Annotated in this window: 14 protein-coding genes; 9 read left to right on the forward strand and 5 right to left on the reverse strand. The window is 54.4% G+C overall.

Annotated elements, in window-relative coordinates; all coding sequences use genetic code 11:
* The first annotated feature begins 16 nt into the window (after positions 1-16).
* The 5 genes from CMO10_RS09550 (at position 17) to CMO10_RS09570 (ending at position 6,664) form a co-directional block, all read left to right on the forward strand.
* Positions 17-1,405, forward strand: coding sequence for an aspartate aminotransferase family protein (locus CMO10_RS09550; protein ID WP_297021205.1), 1,389 nt, complete (start codon positions 17-19; stop codon positions 1,403-1,405).
* Positions 1,405-2,235, forward strand: a complete 831-nt coding sequence (locus CMO10_RS09555) for a beta-keto acid cleavage family enzyme (RefSeq protein ID WP_297021208.1) — start codon at positions 1,405-1,407, stop codon at positions 2,233-2,235. Before CMO10_RS09550 ends, CMO10_RS09555 begins: the two co-directional genes overlap by 1 nt.
* A gap of 206 nt (positions 2,236-2,441) precedes the next feature.
* Positions 2,442-3,419, forward strand: a complete 978-nt coding sequence (locus CMO10_RS09560; RefSeq protein ID WP_044828039.1) for a TAXI family TRAP transporter solute-binding subunit — start codon at positions 2,442-2,444, stop codon at positions 3,417-3,419.
* A 198-nt stretch (positions 3,420-3,617) separates the two neighbouring features.
* Positions 3,618-6,221, forward strand: coding sequence for a TRAP transporter permease (locus tag CMO10_RS09565; RefSeq protein WP_297021211.1), 2,604 nt, complete (start codon positions 3,618-3,620; stop codon positions 6,219-6,221).
* 14 nt (positions 6,222-6,235) lie between these two features.
* The gene (locus CMO10_RS09570) at positions 6,236-6,664 is read left to right on the forward strand and encodes a universal stress protein (protein WP_297021214.1); all 429 of its coding nucleotides are present in this window, start codon (positions 6,236-6,238) and stop codon (positions 6,662-6,664) included.
* Between the two features lie 82 nt (positions 6,665-6,746).
* Here the strand turns inward: CMO10_RS09570 and CMO10_RS09575 are convergent, their stop codons facing one another.
* Positions 6,747-7,085, reverse strand: coding sequence for a hypothetical protein (locus CMO10_RS09575; RefSeq protein ID WP_297021216.1), 339 nt, complete (start codon positions 7,083-7,085; stop codon positions 6,747-6,749).
* A gap of 382 nt (positions 7,086-7,467) precedes the next feature.
* On the opposite strand from CMO10_RS09575, the gene CMO10_RS09580 reads away from it, so the two are divergent.
* Both CMO10_RS09580 and CMO10_RS09585 read left to right on the forward strand, forming a co-directional pair.
* Positions 7,468-8,283, forward strand: a complete 816-nt coding sequence (locus tag CMO10_RS09580) for a formylglycine-generating enzyme family protein (protein WP_297021219.1) — start codon at positions 7,468-7,470, stop codon at positions 8,281-8,283.
* 134 nt (positions 8,284-8,417) lie between these two features.
* Positions 8,418-9,158: a DUF6969 family protein gene (locus CMO10_RS09585; RefSeq protein WP_297021221.1), complete on the forward strand. Its 741-nt coding sequence runs from the start codon at positions 8,418-8,420 to the stop codon at positions 9,156-9,158.
* An 89-nt stretch (positions 9,159-9,247) separates the two neighbouring features.
* Here the strand turns inward: CMO10_RS09585 and CMO10_RS09590 are convergent, their stop codons facing one another.
* A complete protein-coding gene (locus tag CMO10_RS09590) occupies positions 9,248-9,646 on the reverse strand; it encodes a c-type cytochrome (RefSeq protein WP_297021223.1) in 399 nt (132 codons plus the stop codon).
* Positions 9,647-10,118: 472 nt separating this feature from the next.
* Between CMO10_RS09590 and spbR the strand changes: the two genes are divergently transcribed.
* Complete coding sequence (gene spbR, locus CMO10_RS09595; protein WP_297021225.1) at positions 10,119-11,255, forward strand: SpbR family protein; 1,137 nt, start codon at positions 10,119-10,121, stop codon at positions 11,253-11,255.
* 155 nt (positions 11,256-11,410) lie between these two features.
* Here spbR and CMO10_RS09600 read toward each other — a convergent pair whose 3' ends face one another.
* From CMO10_RS09600 to CMO10_RS09610, 3 genes are all read right to left on the reverse strand, one after another.
* Positions 11,411-12,802, reverse strand: a complete 1,392-nt coding sequence (locus CMO10_RS09600; RefSeq protein ID WP_297021228.1) for a TRAP transporter large permease — start codon at positions 12,800-12,802, stop codon at positions 11,411-11,413.
* 21 nt (positions 12,803-12,823) lie between these two features.
* Entirely contained in the window at positions 12,824-13,408 is a 585-nt protein-coding gene (locus tag CMO10_RS09605) for a TRAP transporter small permease subunit (RefSeq protein WP_297021231.1), read from the reverse strand.
* Between the two features lie 110 nt (positions 13,409-13,518).
* Positions 13,519-14,580: a TRAP transporter substrate-binding protein gene (locus CMO10_RS09610; RefSeq protein ID WP_044828049.1), complete on the reverse strand. Its 1,062-nt coding sequence runs from the start codon at positions 14,578-14,580 to the stop codon at positions 13,519-13,521.
* A gap of 133 nt (positions 14,581-14,713) precedes the next feature.
* On the opposite strand from CMO10_RS09610, the gene CMO10_RS09615 reads away from it, so the two are divergent.
* Positions 14,714-14,890: a hypothetical protein gene (locus CMO10_RS09615; RefSeq protein ID WP_297021238.1), complete on the forward strand. Its 177-nt coding sequence runs from the start codon at positions 14,714-14,716 to the stop codon at positions 14,888-14,890.
* Positions 14,891-15,157: the final 267 nt, after the last annotated feature.

The following is a 15,157-nucleotide window of genomic DNA, read 5'->3' on the forward strand; positions in this document are numbered from 1 at the left end:
TACGGAACGTCCGATCATGACCAACGCGTCAAACTCTGCCCAATCCAATGCCCCGGTTCCGAATGCAGGCACCCGTGTTCTGCACCGCACGAGCACATCCACGCCCCCGCGCGCTGTCCGGGGTGAGGGGATCTACATCTTTGATCAGAACGGAAAGAGTTATCTCGATGCTTGCGGTGGTGCCGCGGTGTCTTGCCTTGGCCATTCCGACCCGGATGTTCGGGCTGCCATGCATGCCCAGATTGATCAGATTGCTTACGCCCATTCCGGGTTCTTTTCATCTGATGCGATGGAAGAACTGGCCGATGAACTGGTCGCATCCGCACCCGAAGGCATTGATAAGGTCTATTTCGTTTCTGGCGGGTCGGAGGCCACCGAAGCCGCCCTTAAGATGGCGCGTCAGTACTTTCTGGAAATCGGGGAACCGAACCGCAAATACGTGATTGCGCGCCGCCAATCCTATCACGGCAATACCCTTGGTGCTCTGTCGGTTGGCGGCAATATGTGGCGGCGCAAGCAGTTTGAACCGCTTCTGATCACGGCAAGCCATATCGCACCCGTTTATCAGTATCGCGATCAGCGCGACGATGAAACGCCAGAGGCCTATGGCCTCCGCGTTGCCAATGAACTTGAAGCGGCGATCCTTGAACTCGGATCTGAAAACGTCGCGGCGTTCGTTGCCGAACCGGTTGTCGGGGCAACCGCCGGGGCGTTGGCACCGGTGCCGGGCTATTTCAAACGCGTGCGCGAGATTTGCGATCAATATGGTGTGTTGCTGATCCTCGATGAGGTCATGTGCGGCATGGGACGTACTGGCACCCTGCACGCGATTGAGCAGGAAGGCATTTCTGGCGATCTGCAAACCATCGCCAAGGGGCTTGGTGCAGGATATCAGCCGATTGGTGCGGTTCTTGTATCCAAGAAAATCAACGAAGCCATCGCCAATGGATCGGGCTTCTTCCAGCATGGCCATACCTATCAGGGCCATGCAACCGCCTGTGCCGCAGCCCTTGCGACCCAGCGTGCGATCAAGGAACGCAACCTTCTGGCCAATGTTGTCAAGCAGGGTGAAAACCTTGTCAGCGCCCTTGAGGCAAAACTGGGGCAGCATCCGTTTGTCGGCGATATCCGTGGCCGTGGTCTGTTCCGCGGCGTGGAGCTTGTCGCCAATCGTGAAACCAAGGACCCGTTTGACCCAGCTTTGAAGATTAATGCCAAGATCAAGAAGGCCGCTTTTGCGCGTGGTCTGATGGCTTATCCCATGGGCGGCACGATTGATGGTGTTCGCGGTGACCATGTGTTGTTTGCCCCGGCTTTCATCATTGATGAAAGTGATGTCGCCAAGATCGTCGATCTGTTTGCAGGTGCGCTTGATGACGTCTTCAAGGCAGAGGGACTGGCGTAATGGAATATGGTGACAAGCCGTTTCTGATTGCATCTGCCCCAAATGGTGCGCGCAAAACACAAGTCGACTTGCCAAACATTCCGATCACGCCGGCCGAAGTTGCCAAAACGGCCCTTGAGTGCAAGGCGGCGGGGGCGTCGATGATGCATCTGCATGTTCGTGATGATGAGCAGAAACACAGTCTTGATGTTGGCCGCTATCGCGAAATGCTCGCCGAGGTCAGATCATCGGTCGGTGACGATATGCTGTTGCAGGTCACAACCGAGGCGGTGGGCATCTACACAGCCCAGCAGCAGATGGAAATGATCAGAAGCCTCGTGCCAGAGGCTGTGTCGATTGCCGTGCGCGAAATTGCGCCAGATGATGCGGACCTTAATGCGCTGAAATCGTTTTTCGAATTCATGCGCGAAGCCAAAATCGCACCGCAACTGATCCTGTATGGGCCAGAAGATGTCGCGCGGTTTAATCAGCTGGTTGAAATCGGCGTTCTGCCCGGCGACAGGTTCCCGGTTTTGTTCGTGCTGGGCCGTTACACCGCAGGGCAGGTATCGCAGCCATCTGACCTTTTGCCATTTATCGGGTCCAGTCCGTATGTCTCGGAATGGATGCTATGTGCCTTTGGGGCTTATGAAAATGCCTGCATTCTGACGGGGGCGGGGCTTGGTGGGCATGCGCGTATCGGGTTTGAAAATAATCACCTTAAGGTTGACGGATCGCCCGCTTCGAACAATGCTGATCTTATTGCTCAGGCACATGACGGTTCAATCTTGATGGGGCGGCCAATCGCAACAGGCGAACAGGCACGCCAGATTATGCAACCCATGTGGTAGGAGGGGCAAAACGAAACAGGCTATACGCGAAAATGCGTAAATTCGTCAGGAGGTTTCGGGGTTATAGGGTTTTATTCCGATAAGGCGGACACTATAATCCCCATCGTCGAAACATCTGATTTTTCTGATGTTTCCGTTTAATTCAGCTGTTCAATGTCGAACACTGGAAAGCCTTATAACAGGGTGTAAAAAGGGAGCGAATCCTTATGAAAAAACTTATTGCTGTAGCGGGTGCAGTCGCTGCAATTGCTGGCGCCTCGCTGTTTGCCGGTCAGGCCTCGGCACAGGAAAACCGTTTCATCACCATCGGTACCGGTGGTGTGACCGGTGTGTACTATCCGACGGGTGGCGCTATCTGCCGTCTGGTCAACAAGGATCGCAAAGAGCACGGAATTCGTTGCTCGGTCGAATCCACTGGTGGTTCGGTCTACAACATCAACACCATTCGTACCGGCGAGCTGGACATGGGTGTTGCCCAGTCTGACTGGCAGTACCATGCCTATAACGGTACTTCGAAATTCGAAGACCAGGGTCCGTTCGAAGACCTGCGCGCTGTGTTCTCCGTCCATCCGGAGCCGTTCACCGTTGTTGCCCGTGCAGATGCAGGCATCAAGACCTTTGACGACCTCAAAGGCAAGCGCGTGAACATCGGTAACCCGGGTTCCGGTCAGCGCGGCACGATGGACATCGTTCTGGCTGCCAAAGGCTGGACGCTGGACGACTTCTCGCTGGCATCCGAACTGAAGCCGGCTGAACAGTCCCAGGCGCTTTGCGACAACAAGATCGACGCGATGATCTACACCGTTGGTCACCCGTCCGGTTCGATCCAGGAAGCAACCACTGCCTGTGATTCGGTTCTGGTTGAAGTTGCCGGTCCGGCAATCGACAAGCTGATCGCTGACAACCCGTACTACCGTGCAGCCACCATTCCGGGCGGCATGTATCGTGGTAACCCGGATGACGTTGTCACCTTCGGCGTTGGCGCGACCTTCGTGTCCTCAACTAACACCGATGCGGACGTTGTCTACAACGTTGTCAAAGCAGTCTTTGAAAACTTCGATGATTTCAAAAAACTGCACCCGGCATTCGCTGTCCTGAAGAAAGAAGAAATGATCAAGGACGGTCTGTCGGCCCCGCTGCATGATGGTGCAGCCAAGTACTACAAAGAAGCAGGCCTGATGTAATCAGCCTTGGGACGGAGGGCGTTTATCGCCCTCCGTTTTTCTTTTGCGCCCGACGGGTTTGCTCACAAAAATTGAATAAACATAACGCCGTAACTTAGGTGTTGGAGTACTCCGTAGGGGACCGGGTGTGTGTCGACGGAGGCTTTTTGTTTCTGGACCACCAGTTCAATTGGCTTTCGTAGTGACCGGGAGTTTGTGATGACTGACGATCAAAAAACGGAAAATCCGTCCGTTGATCAGGGGCTGCAGGACCTGATTGCGGAAAATGATACAGGGGCCCGTCAGCCAAGCGGTTTGACGGCGAAAATATTACTTTGGCTTGCGGTTTCATGGTCGCTGTTCCAGCTTTGGCTGGCTTCACCATTGCCATTTATCTTTAATTTTGGCGTTTTGAACTCGACCGAAGCACGGTCGATCCATCTCGCTTTTGCAATTTTCCTGGCCTTCATGGCCTATCCGGCCTTCAAGAATTCACCGCGCAGCTATATCCCGATCCTTGATTGGGTGCTGGCTTTGATCGGTGCGTTCTGTGCGGCCTATATTTACATTTTCTATCGCGACCTCTCGGACCGTCCGGGCCTGCCGATTACGGCTGATCTGGTTGCGGCTGGTGTTGGCCTTGTCATGTTGCTTGAAGCAACCCGTCGCGCCCTTGGCCCGCCTTTGATGGTCGTTGCCATGGTCTTCCTGGCTTATGTCTTCTTTGGCAATGCGGCCTGGGTGCCGGATGTTTTGCAGTGGAGTGGCGCAAGCTTCTCCAAGGCGATGTCGCATCAATGGATCACCACTGAGGGCGTGTTTGGGATCGCGCTTGGCGTGTCGACCAGCTTTGTGTTCCTGTTTGTTCTGTTTGGCTCGCTTCTCGATAAGGCCGGTGCAGGCAACTATTTCATCAAGGTGGCGTTCGCGGCCCTTGGTCACATGCGTGGTGGCCCGGCAAAGGCAGCGGTTTTGTCATCGGCGATGACCGGTCTTATTTCCGGCTCCTCGATTGCCAACGTTGTGACGACCGGTACCTTTACCATTCCGCTGATGAAGCGTGTTGGCTTCCCGGGTGAAAAGGCCGGGGCGGTCGAAGTGGCGTCTTCGGTCAACGGTCAGATCATGCCGCCGGTCATGGGGGCTGCGGCCTTCCTCATGGTGGAATATGTCGGCATTCCGTACCCCGAAGTCATCAAGCATGCCTTCCTGCCAGCAACGATTTCCTATATCGCGCTGATCTATATTGTTCACCTTGAAGCGCTTAAGGCGAACATGCAGGGCCTGCCGAAACGGGTGACCTCGACCTTGGGGCAGACCCTGATCAGATCGCTTCTGTTCGTGCTGTCGCTCGTGGTTCTTTCCGGCGTCGTCTATTACGCGATCGTCTTCCAGAAGGGGCTGTTTGGTGACGTGGTCGGTTGGGTTGTTGCTGCTGAATGTGCGGTGATTTATCTGGCCGGTCTTTATTACGCCGCCAAATATCCTGACCTTGAAATGGATGATCCCAACCAGCCGGTTGTTGAACTGCCGGCACTGGGTGAAACCGCCAAGGCAGGTTTGCATTATCTGCTGCCGGTCGTGGTTCTGGTCTGGTTCCTGATGATTGAGCTGAAATCACCGGGTCTGTCAGCTTTCTGGGCGACGGTTCTGATGATCTTCATCATGCTGACCCAGCACGCCGCCAAGGGCTTCTTCCGCAAGAAACCCGATTTCGCGAATGACCTGAAACTTGGTGTCATCGACGTCATTGACGGGTTTGCTACGGGGGCGCGTAACATGATCGGTATCGGTGTTGCCACTGCGGCTGCCGGTATTATCGTGGGCACGGTTTCACTGACCGGTATCGGTCAGGTGATGGTTGAATTCGTCGAGTTGATTTCGGGCGGCAATCTGATGCTGATCCTGATCTTTACCGCCGTGATCAGCCTGATCCTTGGCATGGGGCTTCCGACCACGGCGAACTACATTGTGGTATCGAGCCTGATGGCGCCGGTGATCGTGGAACTCGGTGCTGCAAACGGCCTGATCGTGCCGTTGATTGCGGTTCACCTGTTCGTCTTCTATTTCGGCATCATGGCCGATGTGACCCCTCCGGTTGGTCTGGCATCCTTTGCCGCGGCGGCTGTGTCGGGGTCTGATCCGATGAAGACCGGGGTTGTTGCGTTCCTCTATTCGATGCGTACCGCGGTCTTGCCGTTCCTGTTCCTGTTCAACACCCAGCTTCTGATGATCGGTCTGGATCATCCGGTTGATGTGGTTGTTGTGGTGGTGGTTTCGACAATCGCTATGCTGGTCTTCGCTGCAGCGACGCAGGGGTACTTCTTTGCCCGGTCCAAGCTGTGGGAAAGTGCGGCATTGCTGTTGATCGCCTTCACCCTGTTCCGTCCGGGTTTCTGGCTCGACATGATTGCGCCGCCTTATGAAAACCTGCCGGCGACAACCATTGTCGAAGACGCTGCCAACATGCCGCCTGAATCCAGCATCCTTTTGGATGTCGAAGGGATCAGCATCGAAGGCGATGAAGTATCCAAATCCGTTATGCTGCCACTTGGGCCAGCAGGATCAGGTGAGGATCGCCTGTATCATGCCGGTATCGGCATTCGTGATGAAGATGGTCGTATCTATATCGATGATCTGGTCTTTGCCGGTCCGGCCGAAAAAGCCGGTCTTGATTTCGACTTTGAAATCACTGCGGTCAAGATCGAAGCTGATCGTCCGGCCAAGGAAGTCTTCTTTATTCCGGCCTTCCTGTTGCTGGGCGGGATCATTGTTCTTCAACGCCGGCGCAAGCGCAGTGAAGACGCGCTTGGTGCGGCCTGACAGGGAGAGTGAACATGTACAAGGATATTCTGGTCACAGTAGATCTTGATCATGAGTCTTCCTGGAAAAAGGCCGTGCCGGTCGCCATCAAGCAGGCGCAAAGCTTTGGCGCGCGCCTTCATGTTCTGACAGTGGTACCCACGGTCGGAATGTCGATGGTCGGTCAGTTCTTCCCGAAGGGCTACGAAACCAAGGTTCTTGATGCCTATAACGAACGTCTGCACCAGTTTGTGTCTGAACACATTCCTTCAGACATCAAGGTTCAGCACATCGTTGGTCAGGGAACGGTTTACGAGGTCATCTTGCAGATGGCCAAGAAAACCAGTTGCGACCTGATCGTGATCGGATCGCATCGCCCGGAACTCAAAGACTATCTTTTGGGCCCGAACGCGGCGCGCGTTGTCCGCCATGCGGATTGCTCGGTCATGGTCGTTCGCGACTAGATCGTCAGGCAATTCAAAGATAAAGAAAAACGGGGGCGATGTGAATGCATCGCCCCCGTTGCTGTTGGAACAGATCAAATGATCAGTTTGCTGCGCACGGGTTCGCAGCGCACGGATTGGCAGCACACGGGTTGGCTGCTGCACACGGGTTTGCCGCACAGGGGTTCGCAGCACACGGGCTGCAGGGGTTAACGACTTTCTTGGCAGCACACGGGTTGGCAGCGCATGGGTTTGCTGCACAGGGATTAGCCGCGCACGGGTTGGCTGCACAAGGGCTGCATGGCGCACAGCTTGCGACCTCAGCAGTCGGTGCCGGCAGCGGGGCTGCCATCGCCATCGGGGTTGCCATGGCAAGGGTGGTGCCGATCGCCATTGCCGGGATCAGTGCCTTATGTGCGAAAGTCTTGGATTTCTTGGTCATTAGTGCCTCTCTGGATGTCCGGTAAGTTTCAGCCGGGGCGTTCTGTCGCCCGTCGGTGAAGGCACTATGGTCCAAATTTTCATCGCTGCGGCGTCACATGGTTTCACTGTTATGTGAGCCCTGCGTGTTCAAAAAGTTGTTTGCGTACAGTTAATTAGAAGACTGTTTCACAAAAAAGATGTGATAAATTCGTGCCGGAAACCGTCAAACCGATTGAAAGTGTGGCGAAATTTCCGCATCTTGTGGATAGGGAACAAGGGGGCAGGATATGTTGTGGCGCTTGAATAAAGCGTGAGCCACGCTGCCCATCAGGACGGAAGTTTGTATGAGAGTCGGGGACTGTATCGCAGATATCTGGAAATTCTGCGCTGTTGGATGCCTTTTGGCCGTTGCGGGAGTCTCCCACGCACAGGCTGCAGGCGATGGAATCCCCGATGTGGTGCGCATTCCGTCTGGCTGGTTCTGGCAGGGGTCCGATTCTGTCGAACGGCAATATGCTTATCAGATTGACGAGCAGGTCTATGGCCACGATATCAGTCGCCGTAATCGTTGGTACGATCTCGAAACCGATAAGTGGCACGTCCACCTTCTGGCCTATGATATCGCCAAGACACCGGTGACCAATGACCAATACGCTGTTTTCGTCAACGCAACCGGTCACCCGGCACCTGATATCAGTCAGGAAGACTGGGAACGTCAGGGCCTGATTTATACCTATGACACCATTATACCGTTCCTTTGGAAAAATGGTCGCCCACCCCGTGGGCGCGGCCGCCACCCGGTTGTGCTGGTATCCTGGCAGGATGCCAATGCCTATGCCCAGTGGTTGAGTGAAAAGACCGGTGAGACGTGGCACCTGCCCGATGAACTTTATTGGGAAAAGGCGATACGCGGACCGGACGGCACATTCTATCCGTGGGGCAATATTTTTGACGCCGGTCGGTTGAACAGTGCCGATAACGGCCCGTTTGATACCATGCCGGTTGGCCGGTTCGAGCCGGGACCCTATGGCGTGCTTGACGGTGCGGGTCAGGTGTTTGAATGGACGTCGACGTCTTCCCAGCCGGGCTATCGCATCGTTAAAGGTGGATCATGGGATGATCGCGGGTGCGGGGTCTGTCGGCCAGCTGCCCGTCACGGGCGTCCGGAATATCTCAAACATATCCTGATCGGCTTTCGGGTGATGCGCGATCGCTGAGCTGTTGCGAAGATTGTTGCAAAGCGCCTTGAAATCACTAACTGTTGAAAGGGGTTTATTGGCGCGATCGGTCGCAAACCATCCATTCTGCTCAGACGGAATAACGGGTGGATCGCAACGATGTTGGTAAAGATATGACTGAAGATACACTTGATTTGGCGTCGATCCCGACAGATCATCTTGAAAAGATGTTGGCTGCGGGGCGTGACGTTATGGAATGTCACCGCGTCCTGACGGCGACCGGCGATAACATCGTTGGTGAACTGATCAAAAGTGCGGGGACATTCTATGAATGGAACCATTACCCCGAAGGCGATGTCTATGATCGTCAGTCACATGCGCAGTTCTATTATCATGCCCATCCCAAGGAAGAACGTCGCGATTGGGATGAGCACGGGCATTTTCACACCTTCATGCGCCCGCGTGGCATGCCGGATGGATGCAAGCCCAAACAGATTGATGGTTTTGACTATCCCGAAGGCCCCAATGATGCGCTGTCGCACCTGATTGCGTTTTCGATGGATGAGTTCGGATTTTGTCAGCGCCTGTTTACCACCAACCGCTGGGTTACCGGCGAAGTCTGGTACGACGCGGAAGATGTCATTGCCATGCTTGACGGGTTTGTCATCGACCATGCGCAGCCATCCTGGCCGGTTAATCGCTGGGTATCTGGTATGATGATCCTGTTCCGCCCGCAAATCGAAAAGCTGATCCGGGAACGTGATCAGGCGGTTGCCGAATGGGCGAACAAACATCCTGACCGTGATGTCTATGAAGACCGCGAGCTTGAAGTTACCTCGACACTGGATGTCGCGAGCGTCGAGCAGATGCGCGCGATCGGCGAGGAAATTCTGCGTCGGCGTGAGGCGGCATAGCGCCGGCCGGCTTGTCGTAACAGCAGACAACAAAAATGGCCGGTGGCAATATGCCCCGGCCATTTCGCATTTTCAGATGATAGCAGCAGTTACTGCGCCTTCAGGAACTCGATGATATCGGCGATATCGTCGCCTTTTTTGAGTTTGAAGGCCATTTTGGAACGTTCCTTGGAACCAGCGATCTCGCTGAGTTTCGCGGACGGATCTTCAAGGTAGCCGGTCAGGAATGCTTCATCGGCAACGAAACCTTTTTCGCAGGCTGCAAGATAGCCCTTGCCGTATTTGAAGCCTTCAACCGTGCCGCATTCGCGACCGAACGCGCCAGCAAGGCTCGGTCCGACCTTGTTTACGCCAGCATCAAGGCTGTGGCAGGCAGCGCAGCGTTTGAAAAGTTTTTCACCCTTTGCCGCATCGCCGGCAATCGCAGGAGCCGCAGACAGGAAGGCGAGGGAGCTGGCAACGAGAACCAGTTTACGCGAGAACGTCATTATAAAGCCTCTCTCTTATTTCGAAGTGCCCGGTGATCGGGACGATGCACCGTTATGCGGCGCATATGCGGGTAACCGTAAGATCAAAAATAGTCTCTTGTCATCGTCTGAGATGGTGCGAGATTGCTTGATCTTCAAAAACTGGTAACCAGATTTATCATAATGTGATGGTGAAGAATTTGAGTTTAGTCAATTTTTCGCCTTTGCTGTCGGAATTTGCCAGATTTCGCAGCCTCTGATTGCTGGCGTCTGAATTGCGACTGAAATAGTGTGTTTGCGCTATGGTGGCAGATGGTCTGATGACAACCTTTCTGATCGGGAAAATACCCGGTATAGAATTGATCAACAGGATGGTTGAAAATCAGGGTCTTGTGCCCCAACTAAGGAAAATATGTTTGTCGATTCCCTGCCAGAAGTATAATCTTGCGCAGGAATTTGGCAGCCATGTGAGAAGCGTGCCAGGAGATATCTATTGCCACGTATCACCAAAGAAGATCTGAGCAAGCTGGTTCAGGACCCGTCCGGCGCAAACCGTGCCGATACGGCGGAAAAGATCAGTCGTGAATTCACGACCGAAACCCTGACGGACAGCGAACGTGTTCTGGCCGAAGATATTTTCCGTCTGATGATCCGTGACGCGGAAGTCCGTGTGCGCAAGGCCCTTGCCAAGAACCTCGCCCAGACACCGCTTGTGCCCCACGATGTTGCCGCAACGCTTGCGCGCGACGTCGATGAAGTCGCACTTCCGGTTCTTGAGTTTTCCGAAGTTCTCAATGACGACGATCTTGTCGATATCATTGGTGATAACGCCGACAGTGTCGAAAAGCAGCGCGCGATTGCCTCGCGTGCCTATGTGTCCGAGGTCGTTTCGGCAACGCTGGTTGATATCGGCCATGAAGACGTGATGGTCGATCTGATGTCAAACCAGGGGGCCGAGATCAGCGAGGTGTCGCTTCAGAAGGTCGTTGATGATTTCGGCGACAATGAGCGCATCCAGAAACCGATGATCGAACGCAACCACCTGCCGATCACGATTGCCGAACGCATGGTGACGCTGGTGTCGGAACGCATGCGTTCCCAGCTGATTTCACGGGGTCACATCCCCGAAGGCATCGTCAATGCCGTGATGACCCAGTCACAGGAAAGCGCGACCATCGGTCTGCTGGGTGACGGGGTTGAAGAACGCGATGTCGAACTGCTTGTCGAACATCTGCACAACAATAATCGCCTGACCAGCGGCCTGATCCTGCGCGCACTTTGCATGGGCGATGTGTCCTTCTTTGAAGCTGCACTTGCAAAACGGGCTGGTGTCTCGCTGATCAATACGCGCATCCTTATTCACGATAGCGGTCCTTTCGGCCTTGAGGCGATCTATAACAAGGCCGGCATGCCGGAGCATTTCTTCCCGGGTGTCCGTGCCGCAATCGAAGTCGCACGCGAAACCTCCTTTGATGGTGAAGAGCACGACAAGGAACGCTATTCGCGCCGCATGATTGAACGGGTTCTGACCCAATATGGTGATCTGGGCGTCGAGTTTGATTCAGACGATGTGGATTATCTGATGGGCCGCATGCTGCAGCTTCCCGGCGAACGGCCAATGCATCACTGATCGCACGCGCCGATCCGAACCGAGTAAGGTCACAAAGACGTTAGAACCGCCCGATCCATGATCCGGGCGGTTTTCTTTTGGGTAATTAACGCCAGAACGAAAAAAGGGCGCCGTTGATAAAACGGCGCCCTTTATCATTGGTTTTGAACTCTACGCTACTCAAGCAGCGTATTTGGCATCCAGAGTGCCAGTTCCGGGAAATACATCACGAGGATAAGACCCAGAACCTGCAGAAGGACGAAAGGAATGATCCCCTTGTAGATCTGCTGGATGGAGATCGATTTCGGCGCCACACCCTTGAGATAGAAAAGCGCAAATCCAAAGGGTGGGGTTAAGAAGCTTGTTTGCAGGTTCACCGCCACAAGGACTGCAAACCAGGTCAGAACCTGTGCTTCGCTTGCTTCAAGGCCACCGATATCAAGGTGATGACCGAAATCAAGCTGGGCAATGACCGGTGCAAAGATCGGCAGAACGATCAGGGTGATCTCGACCCAGTCAAAGAAGAAGCCAAGGATAAACACGATCAGCATCAGCAGAAGCAAAATGCCCCACGGACCCAGACCGGCGCCCTCAACCAGATCGATCACCAGATCGTCACCGCCAAGCGAACGGAACACATAAGAGAACACCGTCGCGCCAGCAAACAGGAAGAACAGCATCGCACCTGTCAGGGCCGAACGTTCACAGACGTCTTTCAGGACCGGCCATTTCAGGCGACCCTTGACCAATGCAAGGAAGGTCGCACCAACCGCGCCAACGCCTGCGGCTTCGGTCGGGGTTGCAAAACCGGCAAAGATCGAACCCAGAACCAGAACAATCAGGAAGACCGGCGGTACAAAGCTGCGCACTACCATCATGGCAAGGTCCTTGCCGTGAACCGCTTCGCCTTCCGGCAGGGGCGGGGCAAGGGATGGGTTAAGCTGACAGCGCACAAAGATATAGACGGTGTAAAGACCCGCCAGGATCAGGCCCGGAATGATGGCTGCCAGGAACAGGTTGCCAACCGATACCGACAGAAGGTCGGACATCAGAACCAGCATAATCGATGGCGGGATCAGAATACCCAGCGTCCCGGATGCTGCGATCGTCCCCGTGGCAAGCGACGGGTCATAGTTACGACGCATCATGACTGGCAGGGCCAAAAGCGTCATCATCACAACCGATGCGCCGATGATGCCGGTGGTTGCCGCCATGATGGTGCCCATCAGGGTGACCGACAGGGCAAGACCGCCAGGAACCTTGCGCAGCAGCATGTTGAGGCATTCCAGAAGGTCTTCTGCAACACCACTTTTTTCAAGCATCGTGCCCATATATATGAACATGGGCACAGCAACCATCACCATATTTTCGGAGATGCCGCCCCAGATGCGCGAGACGATATTGAAAAATTCAATAAAGGAGAAAACGTCATAGGCCATGCCCAGGAAGCCAAAGGCAATCCCGATGCCGGAAATGACGAAAGCAACCGGAAGTCCCGTGAAGACAAGAATGCCCAGCGAGGCAAACATGAACAGCGGAAACCAGTCTTCGATATAGAAGTTACCCATTTGGATTTATCCCCGTTCCGCTCAGTCTTCGATCTTGGCAGCGCCAAGGTCTTCAAGATGGTGGGTGCCGACATAATAGCCTGCGCGCCTGTGCAGGTTGGTCGGGCCAAAGACAAAGACGAAGCATTTCAGGAAGATTGAAAGCCCCGCCATGGCGAGAAGGCCAAAGCCGATGGGGATGGTCGATTTGATGATCCAGCGATGGGTCAGGCCGGTCGTGGAGGCCGATACCTCGTGACTTTCAAACGAGCGGGCAACAAAATCAAAACCGAAATACAGCACCAGCGCGCAGAATGGCAGCACACAAACAAGTCCGCCGATCATCTCGACGATGGCACGGGTGCGGGGGCGAAGGTTATCGCGAATAAGTTCGATACGGACGTGTGAGTCGCGAATATAGGCGAACCCGAAACACAGCATAAACAGGCCGGTATGCAGGTGCCATTCAAGCTCTTGAAGCTTGATGGATCCCTGCCCGCCGAATTTACGCTGGATCACGTCATAAAGGATGACGATCATCAACGGTATGGCAAGCAGGCTGGCCCACTTTCCCACACGGGTCACAATGGCGTCGATGCCGTCACTAAATTTCAGTAGCGCTTCCATAGAAGGTCTCCCGGGGTCTTCTTATCGCGGTCAAGGCCGGGGCACGGAGCACCCGGCCTTGCCGAGACTTGTTTTGTCGACTGGCTTAGCAGTCGTTCAGACCTGTTGGATTAATCGAGATATCCGATGTCTTTCCAGATCTTGTAGTTTGCGCGGAAGCTCTGGAGGCTTTCGTAAGCCATTTTGAAGTTCGCATCTTCTGCCGAAAGCTCGGCTGCAACTTCTTCCCAGGCACCACGCATGGCGTCGAGCATTTCCGGCGACCATTTTTTGATGTTTACGCCTTTTTCCTGAAGTTCTTTCAGGGCGTTGAACTGGATTGCTTCACCTTCAGCGAAACCATATGCAAGGTTGTCGTTACATACGGATTCGATCTGGGCCCGCTGGGTGTCGGAAAGACCATCCCACTTTTCCTTGTTCATCATCAGATCGAACAGGGTCGACTGCTGATGCCAGCCCGGGAAGTAGTAGTATTTCGCGACCTGGTGGAAGCCGAGCTTCAGGTCAATCGCCGGCATGGAGAATTCGGTGGCGTCAATGGTGCCAAGCTCAAGTGCCGGATAGATGTCGCCGCCAGCCAGAAGCTGGGTGGAAACACCAAGTTTTTCCATCACTTTTGCGCCAAGACCGAAGAAGCGCATTTTCAGACCTTTAAGGTCTTCCGGCGAATTAATCTCCTTGGAGAACCAACCCGATGCTTCCGGTGCGATCAGGCCGCAGAACAGCGACTTGATGCCATGTTCGGCATAAAGCTTGTCAAAGATTTCCTGACCGCCGCCAAACTTGACCCATGCCAGATATTCACCAGCCTGCGGGCCGAACGGAACGGCACCAAACAGCTGCAGGGCCGGAACTTTACCTGCCCAGTAACCCGGGGTGGAGAAAGCCGCATCAATCGAGCCGGTCGAAACGGCATCGAAAACTTCCAGTGCTGGCACAAGGGCGCCCGGCTCATAGAATTTGATGTTGATGTTGCCACCGGAAACTTCGTCGATCTTGTCGTCGACGCGTTTGCCAAGCGTACCAAGCTGGGTCAGGCTGCCCGGATAGGTCGAGCCCATTTTCCAGCGAACGCGCTCCTGGGCATCCGCATCAGACGGGGCTGCCGTGAACGCAGCCGCAGCAAGAACGGCAGCGCAAGTTGCCGATTTAAGCACTTTAGAAAAAGTCATTCGTCTTCCTCCCTAAGAAGTCCGAAATTGGTAATACCACGTGAGGCCGACCACCGCCTTTTGCTTTTATTATTGGGCGGTTTTCTCCCCGATTTTTATGTTGCAGGGCGAAGCATAAGCGTATTTCGCAAGGATGAGCAAGTTTGTTTCCTCGTTTGCGAAAGAAAATATCTTTATTGCGGTGCAAAAACGCAACTTGCTGTCGGGCGCAAAAGCAGGAATTCCGCACGGGAATACGCATTTGGCGCTCTTTGATCTTGTCCGAAAGTTGAATGCGAAAAAGCTCTATGATCCTCGTCGTTTACGGTGATGCGATCGCATTGCCCTACTTTTTGTATGGGGATTCGCTATCCTTTAGGGGCGTTTTGCCGTGTCGTTCGTGAAAGAGCATGCTGGCGGTCAGATGCTGTCTTGCAAACGTGCAGATGCAGCAGAGTTCGGCACCAGCGAAGGTTTTCATGTGCGAAAACGAAAACGGGCGGCCTTTCAAAGAAAGACCGCCCGACTGATGGTCGGAGCGAGAGGATTCGAACCTCCGACCCCTGCCTCCCGAAGACAGTGCTCTACCAGGCTGAGC

The sequence above is a fragment of the Thalassospira sp. genome, from assembly GCF_002709775.1.
In the GTDB taxonomy this organism is placed as follows: Bacteria; Pseudomonadota; Alphaproteobacteria; order Rhodospirillales; family Thalassospiraceae; genus Thalassospira.

Bases quoted from the DNA above. Each gene is read 5' to 3' on its own strand.
- CMO10_RS09585 (WP_297021221.1), top strand. From the start codon at position 8,418: ATGACTGAAGATACACTTGATTTGGCGTCGATCCCGACAGATCATCTT.
- CMO10_RS09555 (WP_297021208.1), top strand. From the start codon at position 1,405: ATGGAATATGGTGACAAGCCGTTTCTGATTGCATCTGCCCCAAATGGT.
- CMO10_RS09550 (WP_297021205.1), top strand. From the start codon at position 17: ATGACCAACGCGTCAAACTCTGCCCAATCCAATGCCCCGGTTCCGAAT.
- CMO10_RS09600 (WP_297021228.1), bottom strand. From the start codon at position 12,802: ATGGGTAACTTCTATATCGAAGACTGGTTTCCGCTGTTCATGTTTGCC.
- CMO10_RS09590 (WP_297021223.1), bottom strand. From the start codon at position 9,646: ATGACGTTCTCGCGTAAACTGGTTCTCGTTGCCAGCTCCCTCGCCTTC.
- CMO10_RS09565 (WP_297021211.1), top strand. From the start codon at position 3,618: ATGACTGACGATCAAAAAACGGAAAATCCGTCCGTTGATCAGGGGCTG.
- CMO10_RS09615 (WP_297021238.1), top strand. From the start codon at position 14,714: ATGAGCAAGTTTGTTTCCTCGTTTGCGAAAGAAAATATCTTTATTGCG.
- CMO10_RS09610 (WP_044828049.1), bottom strand. From the start codon at position 14,580: ATGACTTTTTCTAAAGTGCTTAAATCGGCAACTTGCGCTGCCGTTCTT.
- CMO10_RS09575 (WP_297021216.1), bottom strand. From the start codon at position 7,085: ATGACCAAGAAATCCAAGACTTTCGCACATAAGGCACTGATCCCGGCA.
- CMO10_RS09560 (WP_044828039.1), top strand. From the start codon at position 2,442: ATGAAAAAACTTATTGCTGTAGCGGGTGCAGTCGCTGCAATTGCTGGC.
- CMO10_RS09570 (WP_297021214.1), top strand. From the start codon at position 6,236: ATGTACAAGGATATTCTGGTCACAGTAGATCTTGATCATGAGTCTTCC.
- CMO10_RS09605 (WP_297021231.1), bottom strand. From the start codon at position 13,408: ATGGAAGCGCTACTGAAATTTAGTGACGGCATCGACGCCATTGTGACC.